General features: G+C 63.8%; 17 protein-coding genes and 1 tRNA gene. 8 read left to right on the forward strand and 10 right to left on the reverse strand.

All coding sequences use genetic code 11. The annotated features are described in order from the left end of the window. The first annotated feature begins 114 nt into the window (after positions 1 to 114). Both A3728_RS01225 and A3728_RS01230 read left to right on the forward strand, forming a co-directional pair. Positions 115 to 1,293, forward strand: a complete 1,179-nt coding sequence (locus A3728_RS01225; protein ID WP_269084716.1) for a M24 family metallopeptidase — start codon at positions 115 to 117, stop codon at positions 1,291 to 1,293. Next, the gene (locus A3728_RS01230; protein ID WP_067919527.1) at positions 1,290 to 2,060 is read left to right on the forward strand and encodes a maleate cis-trans isomerase family protein; all 771 of its coding nucleotides are present in this window, start codon (positions 1,290 to 1,292) and stop codon (positions 2,058 to 2,060) included. Before A3728_RS01225 ends, A3728_RS01230 begins: the two co-directional genes overlap by 4 nt. Here A3728_RS01230 and A3728_RS01235 read toward each other — a convergent pair. Next, positions 2,036 to 3,550 (reverse strand): malonate--CoA ligase, encoded by a 1,515-nt coding sequence (locus tag A3728_RS01235; protein WP_067919529.1) that lies wholly within the window; start codon positions 3,548 to 3,550, stop codon positions 2,036 to 2,038. The genes A3728_RS01230 and A3728_RS01235 overlap by 25 nt on opposite strands. Positions 3,551 to 3,697: 147 nt before the next feature. On the opposite strand from A3728_RS01235, the gene A3728_RS01240 reads away from it, so the two are divergent. From A3728_RS01240 to A3728_RS01260, 5 genes are all read left to right on the forward strand, one after another. Continuing rightward, the gene (locus A3728_RS01240; protein WP_067919530.1) at positions 3,698 to 4,483 is read left to right on the forward strand and encodes an enoyl-CoA hydratase/isomerase family protein; all 786 of its coding nucleotides are present in this window, start codon (positions 3,698 to 3,700) and stop codon (positions 4,481 to 4,483) included. Between the two features lie 103 nt (positions 4,484 to 4,586). Continuing rightward, a tRNA-Gly gene (locus A3728_RS01245) sits at positions 4,587 to 4,660 on the forward strand. A gap of 117 nt (positions 4,661 to 4,777) precedes the next feature. Further along, positions 4,778 to 6,583: an ABC transporter transmembrane domain-containing protein gene (locus A3728_RS01250; protein WP_067919532.1), complete on the forward strand. Its 1,806-nt coding sequence runs from the start codon at positions 4,778 to 4,780 to the stop codon at positions 6,581 to 6,583. A gap of 198 nt (positions 6,584 to 6,781) precedes the next feature. Then, positions 6,782 to 8,659 (forward strand): acyl-CoA synthetase, encoded by a 1,878-nt coding sequence (locus A3728_RS01255; RefSeq protein ID WP_067919534.1) that lies wholly within the window; start codon positions 6,782 to 6,784, stop codon positions 8,657 to 8,659. Beyond that, on the forward strand, positions 8,656 to 9,606 hold the full coding sequence (locus tag A3728_RS01260) for an alpha/beta hydrolase (protein WP_067919539.1): 951 nt from the start codon (positions 8,656 to 8,658) through the stop codon (positions 9,604 to 9,606). The genes A3728_RS01255 and A3728_RS01260 overlap by 4 nt, the downstream gene beginning before the upstream one ends. 8 nt (positions 9,607 to 9,614) lie before the next feature. Here the strand turns inward: A3728_RS01260 and A3728_RS01265 are convergent, their stop codons facing one another. Continuing rightward, positions 9,615 to 10,451 carry an alkaline phosphatase family protein gene (locus A3728_RS01265; RefSeq protein ID WP_067919540.1) on the reverse strand — a complete coding sequence of 279 codons (837 nt, stop codon included), beginning with the start codon at positions 10,449 to 10,451 and terminating at the stop codon, positions 9,615 to 9,617. Positions 10,452 to 10,618: 167 nt separating this feature from the next. On the opposite strand from A3728_RS01265, the gene A3728_RS01270 reads away from it, so the two are divergent. Further along, the gene (locus tag A3728_RS01270) at positions 10,619 to 11,377 is read left to right on the forward strand and encodes a potassium channel family protein (protein ID WP_201722101.1); all 759 of its coding nucleotides are present in this window, start codon (positions 10,619 to 10,621) and stop codon (positions 11,375 to 11,377) included. A 33-nt stretch (positions 11,378 to 11,410) separates the two neighbouring features. Here A3728_RS01270 and A3728_RS01275 read toward each other — a convergent pair whose 3' ends face one another. The 8 genes from A3728_RS01275 to A3728_RS01310 all read right to left on the reverse strand — a co-directional run bounded on the left by A3728_RS01275 (position 11,411) and on the right by A3728_RS01310 (position 20,928). Further along, entirely contained in the window at positions 11,411 to 13,048 is a 1,638-nt protein-coding gene (locus tag A3728_RS01275) for an ABC transporter ATP-binding protein (RefSeq protein WP_067919542.1), read from the reverse strand. Beyond that, a complete protein-coding gene (locus tag A3728_RS01280) occupies positions 13,045 to 13,860 on the reverse strand; it encodes an ABC transporter permease (protein ID WP_067919543.1) in 816 nt (271 codons plus the stop codon). The genes A3728_RS01275 and A3728_RS01280 overlap by 4 nt, the downstream gene beginning before the upstream one ends. Then, entirely contained in the window at positions 13,857 to 14,813 is a 957-nt protein-coding gene (locus tag A3728_RS01285; protein WP_067919545.1) for an ABC transporter permease, read from the reverse strand. Before A3728_RS01285 ends, A3728_RS01280 begins: the two co-directional genes overlap by 4 nt. 16 nt (positions 14,814 to 14,829) lie before the next feature. Continuing rightward, positions 14,830 to 16,434, reverse strand: a complete 1,605-nt coding sequence (locus tag A3728_RS01290) for an ABC transporter substrate-binding protein (RefSeq protein WP_067919546.1) — start codon at positions 16,432 to 16,434, stop codon at positions 14,830 to 14,832. A 120-nt stretch (positions 16,435 to 16,554) separates the two neighbouring features. After that, positions 16,555 to 18,549 carry a CocE/NonD family hydrolase gene (locus tag A3728_RS01295; RefSeq protein ID WP_067919548.1) on the reverse strand — a complete coding sequence of 665 codons (1,995 nt, stop codon included), beginning with the start codon at positions 18,547 to 18,549 and terminating at the stop codon, positions 16,555 to 16,557. Positions 18,550 to 18,684: 135 nt separating this feature from the next. After that, positions 18,685 to 19,131: a D-aminoacyl-tRNA deacylase gene (gene dtd / locus A3728_RS01300; protein ID WP_067919550.1), complete on the reverse strand. Its 447-nt coding sequence runs from the start codon at positions 19,129 to 19,131 to the stop codon at positions 18,685 to 18,687. Further along, positions 19,131 to 19,805 (reverse strand): nitroreductase, encoded by a 675-nt coding sequence (locus tag A3728_RS01305; protein WP_067919552.1) that lies wholly within the window; start codon positions 19,803 to 19,805, stop codon positions 19,131 to 19,133. Before A3728_RS01305 ends, dtd begins: the two co-directional genes overlap by 1 nt. 7 nt (positions 19,806 to 19,812) lie before the next feature. Beyond that, positions 19,813 to 20,928 (reverse strand): TFIIB-type zinc finger domain-containing protein, encoded by a 1,116-nt coding sequence (locus A3728_RS01310; RefSeq protein ID WP_067919554.1) that lies wholly within the window; start codon positions 20,926 to 20,928, stop codon positions 19,813 to 19,815. Positions 20,929 to 20,957: the final 29 nt, after the last annotated feature.

Here is a 20,957-nt window from a genome sequence, read left to right on the forward strand (position 1 = left end):
GTCGGGGGCGGCGGGGATATCGGCCCTGATCGCGCTCGACGATGCGCAACGCGATGCGCTGGGACTCGATGCGCGGGCCACGGTTCTGTGTATCCTGAGCGAAGGGCCGGAGGGGTGAGAGCCGCGCGCCCCTGCGATGCCCCGGCACCCCGTGGCTTTGCCGAGGCGGAATATGTGGCACGGACCAAGGCCGCCCAGGCCGCCATGGCGCGGGCCGGTCTTGGCGCGCTGTTGCTGACGACAGAGGCCGATCTGCGGTATTTCACCGGCTTCCTGACCCGGTTCTGGGAAAGCCCCACGCGGCCCTGGTTCCTTGTTCTGCCTGCGCAAGGCGACCCCATCGCCGTCATCCCCGCCATCGGGGCGGCGCTGATGGCGCGGACATGGGTGCGCGACATTCGCACATGGCGCGCGCCCGATCCCGCCGACGATGGCGTCAGCCTGCTGGCCGATACGCTGAACGAGGTCGCGGCAGGTGCCCCCGTCGGTACCCCGATGGGGCTGGAAAGCCACCTGCGCATGCCCTTGGCAGACTGGCATCGGGTAACGCAGGCATTGCGCGGTCCCGTGGTGCCGGACGGGGGCATCGTGGCAGGGCTGCGGGCCGTGAAATCGCCCGCCGAGGTCGCGAAGATCGAAACGGCCTGCGCCATCGCGGGGCGGACCTTTGACCGGGTGGGCAACTTCGCCGCCGAAGGGGTGCCGCTTTCGCGCGTGTTTCGCGAATTTCAGCGTACGGCGCTGGAGGAAGGCGCGGATTGGGTGCCCTATCTCGCCGGGGGCGCGGGGCCGGGGGGCTATGCAGATGTCATCTCCCCCGCTTCGGGCGATCCGTTGATGCGGGGCGATGTGTTGATGCTGGACACCGGACTGGTCCATGACGGCTACTTTTGCGACTTTGACCGTAACTTCTGTATCGGTTCAGCGTCAGCGCCGGTGCGCGCAGGCCTTGCGCGGTTGATCGATGCGGTCGATGCGGCGGCTGAGGCGATCCGCCCGAACCAGACTCGCGCAGCTGACATCTTCCGCATCATGGACAATGTGGTCACGAAGGGCGCGGGCGGGACGGAGGCGGGAAGGCTCGGTCACGGCCTGGGCATGCAGTTGACCGAAGGGCTATCGCTCATTCCGGGCGACGTTACCGTCCTGCGGCCCGGGATGGTGCTGACGCTGGAACCGGGGATCGACATGGGCGACGGCAGGATATTGGTTCACGAAGAGGATATCCTCGTTACCGAAACGGGCTGCAGGTTCCTGTCGCCGCGCGCAGGCCGCGAACCGGTGATCCTGTGACACGCTTTGCCTATGATACGACGCCAGCCGCCAAAGCCGCACTGGGCCTCGTGGTGTTGCAGGCCGATGAAACGCTGGAGCTTGATTTCCGCCGGATGCTGGCGCCTGACGTGCCTTTCTACACCAGCCGTGTCCCGAGCGGAGAGGAGGTGACGCCCGAGACCCTGCAAGCAATGGCGGACCACCTCAGCCGCGCGGCTGGCCTGCTGCCGGGGGGCGCGCCCATCGCCGCGATCGGCTACGGCTGTACCTCCGGCGCGGCGCAAATCGGGACGGAACGGGTGGCGGAACTGATCCGTGCGGGCCGCGCGACGGACGGGGTGAGCGAACCGGTCACCGCGCTTGTCACCGCGTGCCGCGCTTTGGGCCTGCGCTCGCTCGCCTTCCTGTCGCCCTATACGGCAAAGGTTTCGGACCGGCTGCGGGACGTGCTGCGCGAGCAGGGTATCGAGACCCCCCGCTTCGGGTCGTTCGAGGAAGCGGAAGAGGCCCGCGTTGTGCGCATCGCCCCCGCCTCCATCCGGGATGCCGCCGTCGAACTGGCGCGGCAAGGGGCGGTCGATGCGGTCTTTCTGTCCTGTACCAACCTTCGCACGCTCGACCTGATCGAGGAGGTGGAGCGTGCGACCGGGCTGCCCTGCCTGTCGAGCAATCAGGTCCTCTGCTGGCATCTGGCGCAGCTGGCACGGATCACGGCGGATGTGCCCGGCAGGCTCGGGCGTTTGCCCGTCGCGCCGCCGGGTCAGTCGCTGAGCAGCCCGGCGTAGGTGTCGCGCAGAACGTTCTTCTGCACCTTGCCCATCGTGTTGCGCGGTAGCGCGTCCACCACCACGAAGCGGCGCGGGATCTTGTAGCGGGCCAGCTTGCCTTCGATCGCGGCAGGTATCGCATCCACGTCCGGGCGTTTGTCTTCCGCCGCGACCAATATGCCGACGGGCGCTTCGCCCAGGTCCGGATGCGGCACGCCGATCACGGCGCTTTCCACCACCCCGGGCAGTTCGTCCAGCACCAGTTCGACCTCCTTGGGGTAGATGTTGTACCCTCCCGAAATGATCAGGTCCTTCCCCCGGCCCACGATCTGCACGTAGCCGTCTTCGTCGATGCAGCCCAGATCCCCGGTGATGAAAAACCCGTCCTCCCGCAGTTCGGCGGCGGTCTTTTCCGGCATGTTCCAGTAGCCCTGAAACACGTTCGGCCCGCGCACTTCGATCACGCCAACGTCGCCGGTGGGCAGGGTCGCGCCGGTGTCGGGATCCGTGACCTTCAGTTCCACGCCGGGAAGCGGCAGGCCGACCGTACCGGCGCGGCGCTCACCATCGTAGGGGTTCGATGTGTTCATGTTGGTTTCCGTCATCCCGTAGCGTTCGAGGATGCGGTGCCCGGTACGTTCCTCGAACCGGGCATGGGTTTCCGCCAGCAGAGGTGCACTGCCGGAGACGAAAAGCCGCATATGCGCCGTGCGGTCGGCGGTGAAATCGGGCGACTCCAGCAGGCGGGTGTAGAAGGTCGGCACCCCCATGAGCGCCGTGGCCTGCGGCATGAAGCGAATCAACTGCTCAGGGTCGGGCCGGGGCAAGAAGATCATGCCACCGCCCGCCAGCAGGATTACGTTGGTCGCCACGAAAAGCCCGTGGGTATGAAAGATCGGCAGGGCATGCAGCAGGACATCCGCCGAGGTGAAAGCCCATTCCTCCGTCAGGGTGCGGGCGTTGGACAGCAGGTTGCCCTGGCTCAGCATCGCGCCCTTGGAGCGCCCGGTGGTGCCGGACGTATAGAGAAAGGCGGCCAGATCCGATTCTGTCCGCGCGACGGTGTCGAAGCGGTCGGGCTGCTTTTGCGCGGCATCCCGCAGGCTGCCCGCGCCTGTGCCGCTCATGGTTTCCAATCGCGCGCCGCTGCGTTCCGCGATCGGTTTCAGCGCCTCTTGCGCCTGCGGATCGCAGACCAGCAGGCGGGCGCCGGAATCCGACACGAAATATTCCACCTCGGCGGCGGTATAGGCCGGGTTGAGGGGCAGAAAGATCAGACCCGCCTGCACACAGGCCGCATAGAGCGCCAGCGCATCCGCCGATTTGCCCACCTGTACCGCCACCCTGTCCCCGGGGGACAGGCCCATCGCGGTAAAGACGTTGGCATAGCGCGCCGCCACCGCCACGAAACCGGCATAGCTGATCAGGTGACCATCCGGCAGGTACAGAAACGGTGTCTTGTTGGTGGCGTGACGGCCGAAAAGTTCATCGTAAAGTGGGTTCGCCATGGGCATCCTTCAGATCAACGCAGAGCCGAATTTGCGACAATAGAGCCGGAGCGTAAAGGGTTTAGCGACAGCGCGCGGCCAAGGGGGTGGCACGGCGGGGTCCCCCGCATGTAAGGAGGAGCGACATAATGCACCGGGAGGAAACAGATGGACTACGAGACGATGCAGCTCGAGATCGACGACGGAGTCGCCACGATCACGATCGAACGCAAGGACAGTCCCGCGAATGCGCTCAACGCGCGCATGGCGGAAGAGCTGCTGGACGCCGGGATCCGTTGCGGTGCCCCGGATGTCCGCGCGGTTCTCGTGACGGGCCGGGGCCGGATGTTCTGCGGCGGCGGCGATCTGGCGGAAATGGATGCGGCAGAGGACAAGCACGCCCATCTGACCCGCATGGCGACGCTGCTGCACGCGGGTCTTTCACGGCTCGCGCATATCGATGCCCCGGTGATCATGGCGCTGAACGGCACGGCGGGGGGCGGGGGTTTCTCGCTGGCCCTGTCCGGTGATTACGTCATCGCCTCTGACAAGGCGAAATTCGTATCGGCCTATACGTCCTCGGGGCTGACGCCGGATGGGTCATCGACCTATTACCTCGCCAAACATGTGGGATTGCTGCGCGCGAAGGAGCTGATGTTCACCAACCGCGTGCTGACCGCAGAGGAAGCCCGCGATTGGGGCATCGTCAACCGCGTCGTGCCTGCGGACGATCTGCTGCCGGAAGCCACGGCCATGGCGCGCCGGATGGCGCAGGGCCCGACAAAGGCATATGGCGGCGTGAAACGGCTGCTCGACACCGCCTTTTCAGCCGGGCTGGAAAGCCAGATGGACAAGGAGACCCGTTCCATCGCCGACATGATGCGCAGCGAGGACGGACCGGCGGGTATCGCGGCCTTCCTTGCCAAGAAAGAACCCACGTTCGAGGGGCGCTAGGCGTTGTCCGGACGGGCCGGGAAGGGCCGCTGAAAGGGTCAATCCGAGGGTGCGCTCGCCCTTGACGGGGCGGGCGGGCTGGCATATCCCAAGGGTCGGTCTTGCGGGCGTTGTGTAATGGTAAGACCTCAGCCTTCCAAGCTGATGATACGGGTTCGATTCCCGTCGCCCGCTCCACTCCCTTCCCAGTTCTGCACTCCATATTGGGCATGTCCCGGGCTCGGCCTGCGACAGTCGCGTTCTTGACGCGCTGGTCACGTATTGTCATGAAGCGGCAGCCCAGAAGGAGCCGCAATGCCCCCCAGAAACGCGCCCCCGAGCACCTCCGCGCGCGAAGAACGCGCAGCTTCCCGCAGGGTCGGCGCATTGCGCGCGCTTGCGCCCTTCATACGGCCCTATCGCGGATTGATGGCGGCGGCCGTGCTGGCGCTCGTCTCTACTGCGGTTATCTCGCTCACCTTGCCACTCGCGGTGCGGCGGGTCGTGGACAATTTCGGCACCGGCGCGACCGAATTGCTGGACCAGTATTTTCTGGCGGCGCTCATCATCGCGGGGCTGCTCGCCGTGGGGACGGGGCTGCGCTATGCGCTCGTGACGCGGCTGGGCGAACGGGTCGTGGCCGACATCCGGCGCGCGGTCTTCGACCGCGTCATCGGCATGAGCCCGGCCTTCTACGAACGGATCATGACGGGCGAAGTCCTGAGCCGGATCACGACGGATACGACGCTGATCCTGTCCGTGATCGGGTCATCCGTATCCATCGCGTTGCGCAATCTGCTGATTTTCGTCGGCGGGCTGGGGCTGATGATGGCAACCTCGCCCAAGCTTACGGGGCTCGTGCTGCTGATCGTGCCTGCGGTGGTGGTGCCGATCCTTACGCTGGGCCGCAGGTTGCGGGTCATCAGCCGCGAAAATCAGGACTGGATCGCGGCCAGTTCGGGCAATGCCTCCGAAAGCCTCGGCGCAGTGCAGACCGTGCAGGCCTTCACCCAGGAAGCCCCCAGCCGGGCGCGTTTCGCCCAGATGACCGAAAGCTCCTATGAGGCGGCGCGGCGGCGGATCCGCACCCGGGCGACGATGACCGTTATTGTCATCTTCCTCGTTTTTTCGGGCGTTGTCGGTGTGCTCTGGATCGGCGCGCGGGACGTTCGGGCAGGCGGGATGACAGCGGGCGCGCTCGTGCAATTCGTGATCTATGCCGTCATGGTCGCCGGTTCGGTCGCCGCCCTGTCTGAAATCTGGGGCGAATTGCAGCGCGCCGCCGGTGCGACCGAACGGCTGGTCGATCTGCTGCAATCGAAGGACAGCGTGCGCGACCCGGAAAATCCAAAGGCGCCGCCCGAAACAGTGACCGGGCGCATCGCCTTTGAGGATGTGCATTTCGCCTACCCCTCCCGCGCGGAGACGGCGGCGCTGGATGGCGTGAACCTCGTCATCGAACCGGGGGAGACGGTCGCCTTTGTCGGGCCTTCGGGCGCGGGGAAGACCACGATCATCCAGCTCATCCTGCGGTTCTACGACCCGGGCCGCGGGCGCATCACGCTCGATGGGATGGACCTGCGGGATATGCGCCGCGACGTGCTGCGCCGGTATATCGCCCTTGTCCCGCAGGACCCGGTGATCTTCGCCGCCTCCGCCCGGGACAACATCCGTTTCGGGCGCCCCGACGCGACGGAGGAGGAGATCCTTGCAGCGGCGCGCGCCGCCGCCGCCGACAGTTTCATTAGCGCGTTGCCCGAAGGGTATGACAGCTATCTGGGCGAACGGGGTGTCATGCTCTCAGGCGGGCAGAAGCAGCGCATCGCCATCGCGCGTGCGATCCTGCGCGACGCGCCTGTCCTGCTGCTCGACGAAGCGACCAGCGCACTCGACGCCGAAAGCGAACGGGCCGTTCAGGGCGCGGTGGAGAAGCTTGCCACCGGGCGCACGACGCTGATCGTGGCGCACCGGCTGGCGACGGTGAAAAAGGCCGACCGCATCGTGGTGTTGGAGGAAGGCCGCATCGTTGCCTTGGGCACCCACGATTCGCTCGTCGCGCGTGACGGGCTTTATGCGCGGCTCGCGCGGCTCCAGTTCACCGACGGTATCGCGGCGGAATAGCCGCCCCGGGGCGGGGGACGCGCCCGGTTCGGCAGTGATCCGGCATTCAACCGCAAATAGGTGGGTGCTGCCGTTGCGTCAGCCGGTGTGACGCCGCGTTGAGAGCTATGGCCAAGGTTGCGAAATGCGTGTTTTCGCCGCATCCTCCGGCGCGAGGGATACAAGGACCGGAAAACCGGTCATCAGGGAGGAACCACCATGACATTTGCCGGAATCGAAGACCGTAATGCAATCGAAGCAGAGATGCCGTGGGAAGAGCGTGACGTTCCCAAGACGCTCTACGCCCTGCTGAGCAATACCGCGCAGAAATTCCCCAAGCACGACGCCATCAGCTACCAGATTTTTTCCGGCCCCAAGGACAAGGCCGAAACGCTGAGCTGGAGCGAGTTGCACGCCAAGACGACGCAGGCCGCGAACCTGTTCCGCTCCCTCGGTGTGGGGCCGACGGATGTGGTGGCCTATGTGCTGCCCAACTGCAACGAAACCGTGATCACGCTTCTGGGCGGTGCCGTGGCCGGGATCGCGAACCCGATCAACCCGCTGCTGGAGCCGGAGCAGATCGGCTCCATCCTGCGCGAAACCAACGCCAAGGTGGTCGTGACCCTGCGGCCTTTCCCGAAGACGGATGTTGCCGAAAAGACCGCCGAAGCGGTGAAGCTCGCCCCCAATGTCCAGACCGTGCTGGAGGTTGACCTCGTACGGTATCTGACGCCGCCGAAATCGTGGATCGTGCCGTTGATCCGGCCCAAGAACCCGGTCGAGAACAAGGCGACCTACAAGAACTTCAACACCGAGGTCGCCAAGCAATCCACCACGCTCGGCTTCGAGGATGTACAGGAGGACCGCGTCGCCTGCTATTTCCACACCGGCGGCACCACGGGCATGCCCAAGGTTGCGCAGCACCGGTATTCGGGCCTCATCTACAATGGCTGGCTGGGGCACCGGCTGCTCTATACCGAAGAGGACAACATCATCTGTCCGCTTCCGCTGTTCCACGTCTTCGCCTGTCACGTGATCCTGATGGCGGCCATCACCTCGGGCGCGCATGTCGTCTTTCCGACGCCGCAGGGCTATCGCGGGGAAGGGGTGTTCGACAACTTCTGGAAGCTCGTGGAACGCTGGAAGATCACCTTTATCATCACCGTGCCCACCGCGATCTCTGCCAAGATGCAGCGGCCCATCGATGCGGACGTCAGCACGGTCAAGACCGCGTTTTCCGGCTCCGCCCCGCTACCGCTTGAACTCTTCCGCCGGTTCGAAAAGGCCACGGGTGTCACGCTCGTTGAAGGTTACGGCCTGACGGAGGCGACCTGCCTCGTGTCCTGCAACCCGACAGACGGGCTCAAGAAGGTGGGCAGCATCGGCATCACCTTCCCTTATACCGATGTGCGCATCATCAAGGGAACGAACGACGGACCCGTCGATGCCGAGGTCGACGAGATCGGGGAGATCTGTATTTCCAACCCCGGCGTCTATGCAGGCAACACCTATACGGAGGCCGACAAGAACAAGGACCTGTTCTATCACGGCAAATACCTGCGGACGGGTGATCTTGGCCGGGTGGACGAGGATGGCTACCTCTGGATCACGGGGCGCGCGAAGGACCTGATCATTCGCGGTGGCCACAACATCGACCCCGCCGAGATTGAGGAGGCGCTGCTGGGGCATGAAGCCGTGGCATTCGCCGGCGCCATCGGCCAGCCCGATCTGCATGCGGGCGAGGTGCCCTGCGCCTATGTCGAACTGGTCGAGGGCGGCGATGTCTCCGAAGAGGAACTGATGGCCTTCTGCAAGGAAAAGGTGCACGAACGTGCCGCCCAGCCCAAGCATATGACCATCATGAAGGAACTGCCGAAGACGGCGGTGGGAAAGATCTTCAAGCCCGACCTGCGCAAGGATGCGATCACCCGCGTCTATGACGAGGCGCTGGCAAAGGCGAACTGCGACGCGCGCGTCGACCACGTCGAAGACGACAAGAAGCGCGGCCTCGTGGCGAAGATCAAGATGAAGGGCGCGTCCGAAGCCGACGTGGGCAAGGTTCTGGACGGCTACATCGGCAAGTGGGAGCCTGCGTGACGCCTAAGGCAGATTACGGGGTCCTGCTGGACGCCGAGATACAGGATTACATCGCGCGGTCGGAAAGCCATTATCCGCCCGACGCGGTGTCACTGACCATAGAAGAGCAGCGCGCGGTCTATGACCGGATGTGCGCTGCCTTCTACCGGGGGCGTCCCGAAGGAGTTCACGTCAGTGATGCGCCCTTCGGCGGTGTGCCCTGTCGGCGGTATGAGCCGTCTGCCCCTGCCACACCCTTGTCGACTGTCGTCTATTACCACGGGGGCGGTTTTGTCGTGGGCGGGTTGGACAGCCACGATGATGTCTGTGCCGAAATCTGCGCCGAAACCGGATTCCGCGTCGTCTCGGTGGATTACCGCCTCGCACCGGAGACTGTCTTTCCCGGTTGTTTTGAGGACGCCTGGGCCGCCTTTTCCGCCGTGGCAGAGGGGTATGACGGCCCGCTCTTACTGGTGGGGGACAGTGCGGGGGGCAACCTCGCCGCCGCCGTCGCTCATTACGCGCGGGGCAGGATCGCGCGGGACCGGATCGTGGGGCAGGTGCTGATCTATCCCGGGCTTGGTGGCGACCCGACGCAGGGCAGCTATATCATCCACGCCGAGGCACCACAGCTTACGGTCGCGGATATGGCGTTCTACCAGCGCCTGCGCTGCGGCGGCAACGCGCCACCCGCGGAGGACCCCCGGTATGCCCCGCTGCATGACGCGGATTTCAGCGGTCTGCCCCCCAGCGTGATCGTCAGCGCGGAATGCGATCCGCTGTCGAGCGACGGAGAAGCCTACCGTAACGCGATTCAGGCCGCCGGGGGCCGGGCCCTCTGGATCGAGGAGCCGGGGCTTGTCCATGGCTACCTGCGGGCGCGCGCCGTCTCCGCCAAGGCGGGGGAGAGCTTTGCGCGTATCACCCGGGCCATTGCCGCCCTCGGGCGGGGCGACTGGCCGGGCTAGACCTGCGATCAGCGCAGAAAGGGCTTCGCCTTCATCGTATCCGCAATCGGTGCTCCCATCAGGGACAGCATCGTGGGCGCCAGTTGCAACTGGTCGATCACCGTATCCTCGGACGGGCCTTCGGCATTCCCGAAATAATAAAGCGCCGCTTCCTGTTGGAGCGGCCCGCGCCCGCCGTGATGGCCGCGTTCGTCCTGCCCGTGATCGGCCGTGACGATGATATCGTATCCTGCCGCGCGCCATTTCGGGATGAAGGGGGCCAGCATCTCGTCCATCACCGCGCAGGAGTGATCCATTTCCTGACAGTCGTGGAAGAACCTGTGGCCCATGCTGTCCAGCGTGCAGGTGTGCAGCATGCCGTAATCCAGCCCGAACCGCAGGCACAGGTTGGTGAGCGAGGCGAAAAGGTCCACGTCCGACGGGGTCATCTGGTTCGTATGACCATAGCCCGTCATGGTGTGAAAGCGGCCATGGTTGATGGTGTCGCTGTCCGGCTCGTCATATTCGACATCGCGCACGTAGTCGAAGGGGTGGCGATTGAAGAATTCGGACCAGAATGAATGCGCCACCGCCCCCGTCACGCCGCCTGCCGCGCGCACCTGCGCAAAGACGTCCTTTTGCTTTAGCCGAAAGACATTGCCGTTACCGGTGCAACCATGTTCCTGCGGCGCGACGCCGGTATGGATCGAGGCGTAGCAGGAGGCCGAGATGGAAGGCAGCACCGCGCGCATCTTCCAAACGCGGGCATCGCCGCTGTCCACCCAGCCCTCGAGGTTGCCGAAGAGCCGCCGCCAGTTGCGATAGGGCACCCCGTCGAGAATGATGAGCAGGAGTTTCTTTTTCATCGGTGATCCTCGTCCCTTGTTGTTGATGCAGGCCTATCACGCGGCAGGCCAAAGGTCAGCGGCAAAGGTGACACGCCCCTTGGCGTTTCGGCAGAAGCGGGTGGTCACGCGGCGGGCAAAGGCTATGCTCTGGGCAGAAAGGGCGCGTCGCCCGCGGGAGACACCCTTTGCACCTGTTGAGAGAGCTCTATCAAGACGACACGCACCGCGCGCATGTCTTCCGATACGGGCTTCTCGCCTTCGATATCGTGACGATCCTTTTCGTCATCGCCACCTCCTTCGTGGAGCCCGCCCGCTGGATCGAGGTGGTGGATGTGGTTTTCGGCCTCGTGATCCTCACGGATTTCCTGATCCGGCTCGGGTTGGCACGGTTCCACCACCGGGTTTTTCTGCGGGTATCCACCTGGGCTGACATTGCGGCGATCCTGTCCTTCCTTGCCCCCATCGCGGGGGAGGGGCTGGGCTTTTTGCGTATTCTGCGCACGCTGCGATTGCTGCACACCTATCAGCTTCTGGGTCGACTGCGGCAGGATTTCCACTATTTCCGCGCGAACGAAGAAGCGATCCTTGCCGCGATAAACCTGGCCGTCTTCCTCTTTATCATGACGGGGCTGATCTATGCCACGCAGGTGGGAATCAACCCCGAAATTCGCACTTATGCCGACGCGCTCTATTTCACCGTCACCACGCTGACGACGACCGGTTTCGGCGACATCACGCTGGGCGGTCAGTGGGGGCGGTTGCTTGCGGTCGTGGTGATGATCTTCGGTGTCACGCTGTTCGTGCGGCTGCTGCAGGTGCTGTTCCGCCCGGCAAAGGTGCGCCACGAATGCCCCGAATGCGGGCTGATGCTGCATGATCCGGATGCGGTTCATTGCAAACACTGCGGCGAGACGCTGCATATCCAGACCGAAGGCACGCTCTGACCCCAGGGGTCCGGGGGCAGGGGGCACGCCGGCCTAGTGGCCGGCGCTTTCCATGCGGCGATGTTCGAGCGTTTCTTCCAGCCAGCCCAGCTTCATTTCCGGCACCGAACTGAGCAGCAGATCGGTGTAGTCGTCGAAGGGGGGCGACAGGACTTCGGATTTTGTCCCGTAGCGGACAACCTGACCCTGATACATCACGGCGATACTGTCGGCGATGGCCTTCACCGTCGCAAGGTCATGGGTGATGAACAGATAGGCGACATCCTCGATCTTCTGCAGGTTGAGCAGGAGTTTGAGGATCCCGTCCGCGACCAGAGGATCGAGCGCGCTCGTGACTTCATCGCAGATGATCAGCTTCGGCTTTGCCGCCAGCGCCCGGGCGATACAGACGCGCTGTTTCTGCCCGCCCGAAAGCTCCGCCGGATACCGGTCCTGAAAGCCGGTGCCGAGCTCGATTTCATCCAGCAGTTCCTGAATGCGGCGCTGCTTTTCCTTGCCCTTGAGGCCAAAGTAGAATTCCAGCGGGCGCCCGATGATCGTGCCAACGGTCTGGCGCGGGTTCATCGCGGTATCGGCCATCTGGTAGATCATCTGTAATTCGCGCAGGTCTTCGTAGCTGCGCGACTTCAGATCCTGTGAAAGGCTGCGACCGTCGAAGGTGATTTGACCCTTGGAAGGGGGCAAAAGGCCGGTGATGACCCGGGCGAGCGTAGACTTACCCGAGCCGGATTCACCCACGACAGCCAAGGTCTGGCCCGGGTGAAGCTCCACGTTCACGTTCTTCAGTACGTCGAAGTCCGTGCCCCGGTAGCGCGCGGTCACATTCTCCACCCGCAGCAGGGGATTGTCCGTCGGCTGCTTTTCCTCGTGCCGGATGGACCGGACCGAAACGAGCGCCTGCGTGTATTCTTCCCGCGGGTTGTTGATGATCTGATCCGTGGTGCCGTATTCGACCATCTCGCCCATCTTCAGCACCATGATATGATCGCTCACCTGCGCCACCACGGCGAGGTCATGGGTGATGTAGAGCGCGGCCACGCCGGTGGCATGGATCGCTTCCTTGATCGCGGCCAGCACGTCGATCTGGGTGGTGACGTCCAGCGCTGTGGTCGGTTCGTCGAAAACCACGAGGTCGGGTTCCGGACAAAGAGCCAGTGCCGTCATGCAACGCTGCAACTGTCCGCCCGATACCTGGTGCGGATACCGGCTTCCGATGTTTTCGGGGTCGGGCAGGCCCAGTTTGCGGAAAAGCTCAACCGCACGTGCCTCTGCCTCCTTTTTCGAAAACTTCTTCTGAAGGATCGCAGCTTCGGTCACCTGCTCCATGATCTTCTTGGCAGGGTTGAACGACGCGGCGGCGGATTGCGAGACATAAGTCACCTCGCCGCCCCGGAGCCTGCGCACATCGCGCATCCGCGATTTCAGTATGTCGCGCCCGTTGACCCAGACCTCACCGCCGGTCAGTTCCACACCGCCCCGCCCATAGGCCATGGTGGCAAGGCCGATTGTGGATTTGCCGGCGCCGGATTCGCCGATCAGCCCCAGCACCTTGCCGCCTTCGAGTTCGAAATCGACACCATGGACGATCTCGATCTCCTTGGGTTTTTCACCCGGCGGATAAACCGTCGCGCCGATCTTCAGGTTGCGGACCTTGAGAAGCTTGTCGCTCATCCCCGGCCTCCTTTCAGCGAGGTGGTACGGTTCAAGATCCAGTCGGCCACGAGGTTGATGGAAATGCAGAGCGTGGCGATGGCGAAGGCCGGATAGAGGGCTGCGGCGATGCCGTAATTGATGCCCTCCTTGTTCTCCTTCACGATGCCGCCCCAATCAGCCTGCGGCGGCTGCACACCCAGCCCGAGGAAGGACAGGGTGGAGATGAACAGCACCATGAAGATGAAGCGCAGCCCCATTTCAGCCACCAGCGGCGACAGCGCGTTTGGCAGGATCTCGCGGAAGATGACCCAGACGACCTTCTCGCCCCGCAGGCGCGCGGCCTCGACATAGTCCATCACCGTGATGTCCACGGCCACCGCCCGGGCAAGGCGGTAGACACGGGTGCTGTCGAGAAGGCCCATGAGGACGATCAGGATGGTCACCGTTGTCGGCATGACCGAAAGCACCACAAGCGCGAAGATCAGTGACGGGATCGACATGATGAGATCGACGAACCGGCTCATCGCTTGGTCCACCCAGCCGCCGGAAACGGCTGCGAAGAAACCCAGCACGGACCCGGTCACGAAGCTGAGGATCGTTGCCATCGTGGCGATGAAGATCGTCGTCTGACCGCCGTAGATCATTCGGGTCAGCAGGTCGCGCCCGATGTTGTCCGTCCCCAGGATGAACTGGTCGGAGGCCGGTTCCCACACGTCGCCCACGACTTCGGACATGCCGTAGGGCGCGATGAGCGGGGCGAAGATCGCCATGAGGAAATAGAGGCCGGTGAAGAACAGGCCGATGATCGCGGAAATGGGCATGTTCTTCATTTCGGGTGCCTCAACCGCGGGTTGGCAAGGATGGACACGATGTCCGCGACAAGGTTCAGCCCGATGTAGACGGCGGCGAAGATCAGGCCGCATGCCTGCACGACAGGCACATCGCGCTTGGACACGTGGTCGACAAGGTACTGACCCATGCCGGGATAGGCAAAGACCACCTCAATGACGACGACGCCGACGACAAGATAGGCGAGGTTCAGCATGACCACGTTCACGATCGGCGCGATCGCATTCGGGAAGGCATGTTTGCGGATGATCTTGAGCATCCCCATGCCTTTCAGCTCGGCCGTTTCGATATAGGCGGATTGCATCACGTTGAGGATGGCCGCACGGGTCATGCGCATCATATGCGCCAGAACCACGAGCGTCAGGACCATGACGGGGATCGCGATGGCATTAAGCTTTTCGCCCAAGGTCATCGTGTCATAAATGATCGAAACCGACGAGAACCAGCCAAGCTGGATCGAAATCCAGTAGATCAGAATATAGCCGATCATGAATTCGGGGATCGAAATCGTGGTGAGCGTGACAGCTGAAATCAGCTTGTCCGGCCAGCGATCCTTGTAGCGGACCGCAAGCAGCCCCAGAAAAATCGCCAGCGGAACCGAGATGGCAGCCGCCCAGAATGCAAGAAACAGGGTATTGCCCAAACGGAAGCTCACGCTTTCACCGATATCCCGGCCGTTCGAGAGGGCAGTACCCAGATCACCAGTGAGAAATCCGCCGAGCCAGTTAAAGTACCGCGTGATAGGCGGATCGTTCAGCCCTAGTTCCGCGCGCAGGTTGGCAAGGCTTTCAGGGGTCGCAGATTGCCCCAGAATCTGTTGAGCGACATCGCCGGGCAGCATCATTGTGCCCCCGAATATCAGGATAGATGCCGCAAAAAGGAGCATCAAGCCCAGCGCAAGGCGCTGGGCTATCAGTTTTATAATAGGGTGCATGACCAACAATCTGCCCTTAGGCGTCCTTTAACCAGCACTTGATGTGGGACATGTTGTTCATGACGGGGCCGTTCGGATCGTTGTTCCAGCCACCGATATCGTCCGAGACACCTGCAACGAAGTCGTTGAACATCGGAAGGATGACACCGCCTTCTTCGCGCAGCATCCGGCCCATCTGGGAATAGATTTCCTTGCGCTTGACCGCGTCCAGTTCCGCCTTCGCCGCATTAAGCATCTTGTCGAACTCGGGGCGCTTCCAGCGGGTGTCGTTCCAGTCTGCCGTGGACAGATAGGCCGTAGTGTACATCTGATCCTGTACCGGACGGCCACCCCAGTAAGAGGCGCAGAAGGGCTGCACGTTCCAGACTTCGGACCAGTAGCCATCGTTTGGCTCCCGCTTGATTTCCAGCGGGATGCCCGCGGCCTTGGCGGTTTCTTGGAACAGAGCCGCAGCATCGACCGCTCCCGGGAAGGCGCCATCGGCGACGCGCAGAATGATCGGGCTGCCATCGTGTCCGGACTTCTCGTAATGCTCCCGTGCTTTCTCGATGGAATGCTCGCGCTGCGGGATCGAATCGTCGAACAGCGGGTAGGATGCGTTGATCGGGAAGTCGTTGCCGACAGAGCCGTAGCCGCGCAGAATCTTGTCGACCATCTCTTCGCGGTTGATGGCATACTTCAGGGCCAGCATAACGTCGTTGTTGCTGAATGGCTCTGTATCGACATGGGCGATAAAGACATAGTGGCCACGACCCGCAACGGATTCAACCCGCAAGCCGGGTGCACGGTCCAGAAGGCTTGCAACCTTGGGGTCGATACGGTTGATGATATGAACCTGCCCGGACTGAAGTGCCGCCGTCCGTGCGGTCGCATCGTTCAGAACCAGCTGCTCGATCTCATCGGCAAAGCCGCGGTTCTCTGCATCCCAGTAATCTTCGCGACGCTTGTACGCGTGACGCACACCGGGTTCGTCGATCTCGAGCGTATAGGGGCCTGTGCCGATCGCGGCTGCAGGATCATCCATCCCACCGTTTGGCTGGATCATCAGGTGATAGTCGGCCATCAGATAGGGCAGGTCGGCATTGGCTGTCTCAAGCTCGACAATGAAGTTGTCGCCATCGACCTTCATGTCGGCGATGCCCTTCATGATACCAAGTGCGCCGGACTGGCTTTCTTCGTTGGAGTGGCGCTGCATGGTCTTCAGCACGTCGTCCGGGGTCATGTCCTTGCCGTTGGAGAAGGGAATGCCCTTACGGATCTTGAAGACCCAGGTCTTGGCGTCGGCGGATGCTTCGACGCTTTCGGCCATCCGGTTCTCGATAAGGCCTTCTGAATCGACTTCAACCAGAAGCTCACCCCAGGAACGAATGTTGTTCAGCGGCGCTTCAGATGCGACCAGTGCCGGATCCTGCGTGTTGGTGCTTTCCCCACCGGAGGAACCGATGCGCATCATGCCGCCGCGCTTGGGCATCGCATGGGCATCGGCGCGCGCGCTTTCGGCAAGCATGGAGTTCGCCACGGCGGCGGTGACGCCGAGAGCCGCGGCGCGGCCCACGAATTCGCGGCGGGTCATTTTGCCCTTCGCCACTTCACCGGTCAGATGTTTCAGTTGATCATTCATGTAGATGTCTCCCGTTAGACTGGCCCGTCGTTGCGCGCCGTTTTATTGATTTATGAGTCAAGTTTGCTCATTTTCAAACCTGTCGCAAGGGTAAATACCGTCCTGCGTGTGACGCGTTCGTTACATAAATTGTCGCTCAATGCTATCGGTAACGTCACGCTCGTAAATCAATTCATCGTTTTCATAGGCTTCGATCCGCGCGGTCAGGTGGAAGAACGCAGCGTCACAGGTCATCGCACAGCGCGTTTCGGTGCGCAGGCGCAGGCCCTCGCGCTCCAGCTCGTCCGTCCAATGGCAGGCCCCGCTGGCCGATAGCGGATCGTCCGGCAGGATGGTCCAGCGTTCCCGGGCGACAGAGCCGGACACGATGCCATGCTCCCGGTCACGGACCTTGCCGAAATCATCCTCGATCACCAGCGTGACCGCGTCGCTGGTCAGGTCACGCTCCTGCCGGCGCAGATGCGCTTCGGGGCGCAGCTCCTCCGGCTCCCACGGAGCAGCCGCGGCGGGGGGTGGAAAGACATATTCGTCCTGTTGGCCCGATGGGCGCTGCGGAAGGTCGATGTGACCCCCCGAAAGCGTGAGCGTGGCAGCCTCCGGCGCGGGCCAGATCAGCGGCCAATACGCGGTGGAAACGGCAACCCGGAGCCGGTGCCCCTCGGGAATGCGGTAGCCGATGTGATCGAGGTCGAGCGTGATCTCCTCCTCCGCGCCCGGCGTCATGGCCTGCGGGTCGGAGGCGGAGCGGCGGTGCGACAGGTTCAATACCCCGTAGGTGATGCGGGTCGATGCCCCGTCGGGGTGCAGATGGTTCAGCCGCACGGCGATCTGTGCCTGTGGCCGGTCGCTTGCCAGTCGCAGGGTGATGCGGGGCGCGCCAAGGATATCCATGTCCGACGCGAGCGGCGCGCTGTCGAAACAGGATGACAGCGCGTCATCCACCCGTTGGTCGCCCGGCTGTTCAGGGCCGAGCCAGATGGCGCAATATTCCCCGGCAGCGCTTCCACAGTCGGCAGGGGAATGGACGTGCCGGTCCAGCCCGCCCGCCTCCGTTGCCAAGCCCCCATCCGTCAGATGCAACCGCGCGCTTTCCAGATGGGCCGTGGCGCCTTCCGCCTCGGTGACCCAGCGGCCCGGGCGTTCCGCGTACCATGTGGCCGGGCGCACACCGTCCATCAGGTAGGCGCGATAATCGGGGTCCGCCTCCACGCCGGTGTCCATGTCCTTCAGCCAGTGGTCCCACCAGCGCAAGGCTTCCTGCAGGAAACCGATACGGGGTTCGGGCACGGCGAAATGGGGATATTTATGCACCCATGGCCCCACGATCCCCTTGGCGCCCGGCAGCGCCTCTACGATCTGCGGCACCGTGTTCTTGTAGGCGTCGCCCCAGCCACCCACTGCCAGCACCTTGGCCTTGATGCTGCTGTAATCCTCGATCACCGAACCATGCCGCCAATAGGCATCGCGTGTCTGATGGCGCAGCCAGACCGAGGGCAGGAAAGGTTCGTTCTTCAGCCGCTCCAGCCACATCTGCCGCCAGTTCTCCTGCAGGGCCGGGTCCGGCGCACGCGACGAATAGGACCACATGGTCGCCCCCCAGCCGAGGTTTTCATTCAGCAGGCAGCCCCCCTTGTAGTGGATGTCATCGGCAAAGCGGTCCACGGTGGAGCAGAGCGTGATCACCGCCTTCAGCGGCTCCGGCCCCAGTGCAGCCACCTGCAACCCATTGAAGCCACCCCAGCTGATGCCCATCATCCCCAAGCGCCCGTTGCACCACGGCTGGGCCGCGAGCCAGTCGATCACCTCCACGGCGTCGGAAAGCTCCTGCGGGGTGTATTCATCCTCCATCAGCCCTTCGCTGTCGCCGTTGCCGCGAATATCGACGCGGATGCAGGCATAACCACGCTCCGCGAAATAGGGATGGGTCAGCGCATCCCGCGCCACGGTGCCGTCCCGCTTGCGATAGGGCAGGTATTCAAGGATCGCGGGCACCGGATCATCGCCCGCATCTTCGGGCATCCAGACGCGGGCGGAGAGGCGGCAGCCGTCGGACAGGGTGATGCCCATGTCCGGTTCCTCCACGAGTGCACGGGTGGTGTTGGGTCTGTCGGTCATGGCGCGACCCTGCGGCCGGGTACGTGGGCTGTCAACAGGCTGTCGCCTCCCTTTCTCATGATCGGAAATACTTCGGGGAGCGCGAGGGGCCGGCCCCTCGTATGCGGACATTTCGGCGGGCCGCGGGATCCCGGTTCAGGGCGCTTGCGTGTCCAGCCAGATGGTGACCGGCCCGTCGTTGACCAGTTCCACCGCCATATCGGCGCCGAACCGGCCCGTCTCCACCCGCTCATGCCGGGATCGCAGGTCGGCGACGAAGGCGTCGTAAAGCTGCTCCGCCAGATCGGGGGGTGCGGCGCGGGAAAATCCCGGCCGGGTGCCCCGCGCCGTATCGGCGGCGAGCGTGAACTGGCTGACCACCAGCAGCGCGCCGCCCGCGTCCGCCGTGTTCAGGTTCATCCGCCCCTCCGCATCGCGGAAGAGGCGCAGCTTCAGGATTTTTTCGGCCAGTTTCCGGCCCGTCTCCGCATCGTCGCCGGGCATGGCGCAGACGAATACGAGCAGCCCGCCCTCGATCTCGCCGGTCGTTTCTTCCCCGACCCGGACGCGCGCGCGGGACACCCGTTGCAGCAGCGCCCGCATCAGGACACCCAGTCGATGATGTCCGGCGCCTCGGCCCGTTCGGTGCGGAAAGCATTGGCCGGGGCGTTTTCGTCGGCATAGCCGAAGGAGATCGCGCAAAGCACGAGCCGGTCCTCCGCAATGCCCAGCAGGTCCCGCACCAGCGGTGCATAGGCCGCGATGGCCGCCTGCGGGATTGTCGCGACACCCAGCGCCGTGGCGGCGAGTGTGAAGGCCGCGACGAAGCCGCCGCAGTCCATCGCGCCATAGGGGCCAAGTTCCCGGGGCGACGTCACGATCGCGACATGCGGCGCATCGAAAAGCGCGTAGTTGCGCAACATCTGCGCGCGCCGTCCCGCGCGGTCTTTCTTGTCGATCCCCACCGCATCGTAAAGCTGGAAGCCGCAGGTGCGCCGCCGCTCTGCATAGACGCCGGAATAGCCCGTGGGCCAGTCGAGGTCCGGCTGCGGCGCGCCGCCTTCGAGGGCCGCCTGCGACAGGGCCTCGCGGAACCGCTCCGTCGCATCGCCGCGGGTGATGGAGACCTGCCACGGCTGCGCGTTGCACCACGAAGGCACGCGTCGGGCGGTCTGGACCATGCGGCTTATGGTATCCTCGGGCACCGGATCGGGCAAAAAGGCCCGGCAGGAATAGCGCGCTTCGAGAATGTCGTTGAAAGTATCTATCTGGTTCATGCTCTGCTCATTGGTTCATGGCGTAGAAATAGCCGGCGATGGCGGCTGCGAGCAGCCCGAGGATGACGGCGATGGTGATCTTGAAGGCGGAATAGGGCCGCTCCCCCTGTACGGTGCCGGTACGCCCGTTGACCACGAAACGAAAGCTCCGCCCCCGGTACTTGTAGGCCGCGAGCCAGACCGGCAGCAGGATATGTTTGAATGTCACGTCCGATACATCCGTATCGATGGACTGGATGCGCTGCCGGTCCCCGCCGATGTCGAACTTCACGTCCCTTTCGATTGTGCGATCCATGATCGAACGCGCCTCGGTAAAGCCTTCCTCCAGCGAAACGCCATACCCCTCTGCCCGAAACCCGGCGAGGTATTCCGGCGCATAGGGCTCCAGCGCAGCGAGATCCCAGGGGGCCAGCGCATCGGTAAAGCGTTTGGGAAGTGAGGTTGAGGCAAGCACCAACACATCGTCAAAGAAACGCCGCACCCGGCCGGAAACAGGCGTCCAGCGCACCTTGGGCACCTGCTGCTGCATACGTTTGCCATCGCGCACTACGGTCTGGGTGACGTAATAAACCGTCCCGCGCTGCCCGCTGTAGCGCGACCGCGTATTGGCATCGAAGGTCCAGTAGGGCACGTAAATCCCCTGCATCCGCCGATGCTCGCGCGCATATTGGCGCAGGCCGTTCGGGGCGAACCACAGGCTGCCTAGCCAGTCTGTCATGGCCTCGCGCGCGCTGTCTTCCGTCAGAGCGAAAGGCAGGACGCCCCGCGGCTTGATCTGGCGCTGCGTGCCGGTATCGGCAACCACGGGCGTGGCGCAGAAGGGGCATTCGGTGGCATGTTCGCCGGGCGCGAATTCGACTTGCGCCGCGCAGTTGGGGCAGGTGGTGACACGGGTTTCCTCCAGTTCCGCTTCGGGTAACTGGGCGGCGAGCGCTCGGGCAAAGTCGAGCTCCCTGATGACCTGTGCAAAGGGGCCGGGGCCTGTGATGGCCTCGCGGTTGCCGCAGTGATCGCAGATCAGCAGGCCCGCGGCGGGGTCGAACCGCATGTCCGACCCGCAGGTGTCGCAGGGAAAGCGGTGTTCGCGTTCAGGCGCGGGCGGGGCGGGGGGCGGCTCGGCCATGAGGTCTCCGATGGTGGATGAGAGCGGCA

It is taken from the genome of Sulfitobacter sp. HI0040 (assembly GCF_001634885.1).
Classification (GTDB): Bacteria; Pseudomonadota; Alphaproteobacteria; order Rhodobacterales; family Rhodobacteraceae; genus Sulfitobacter.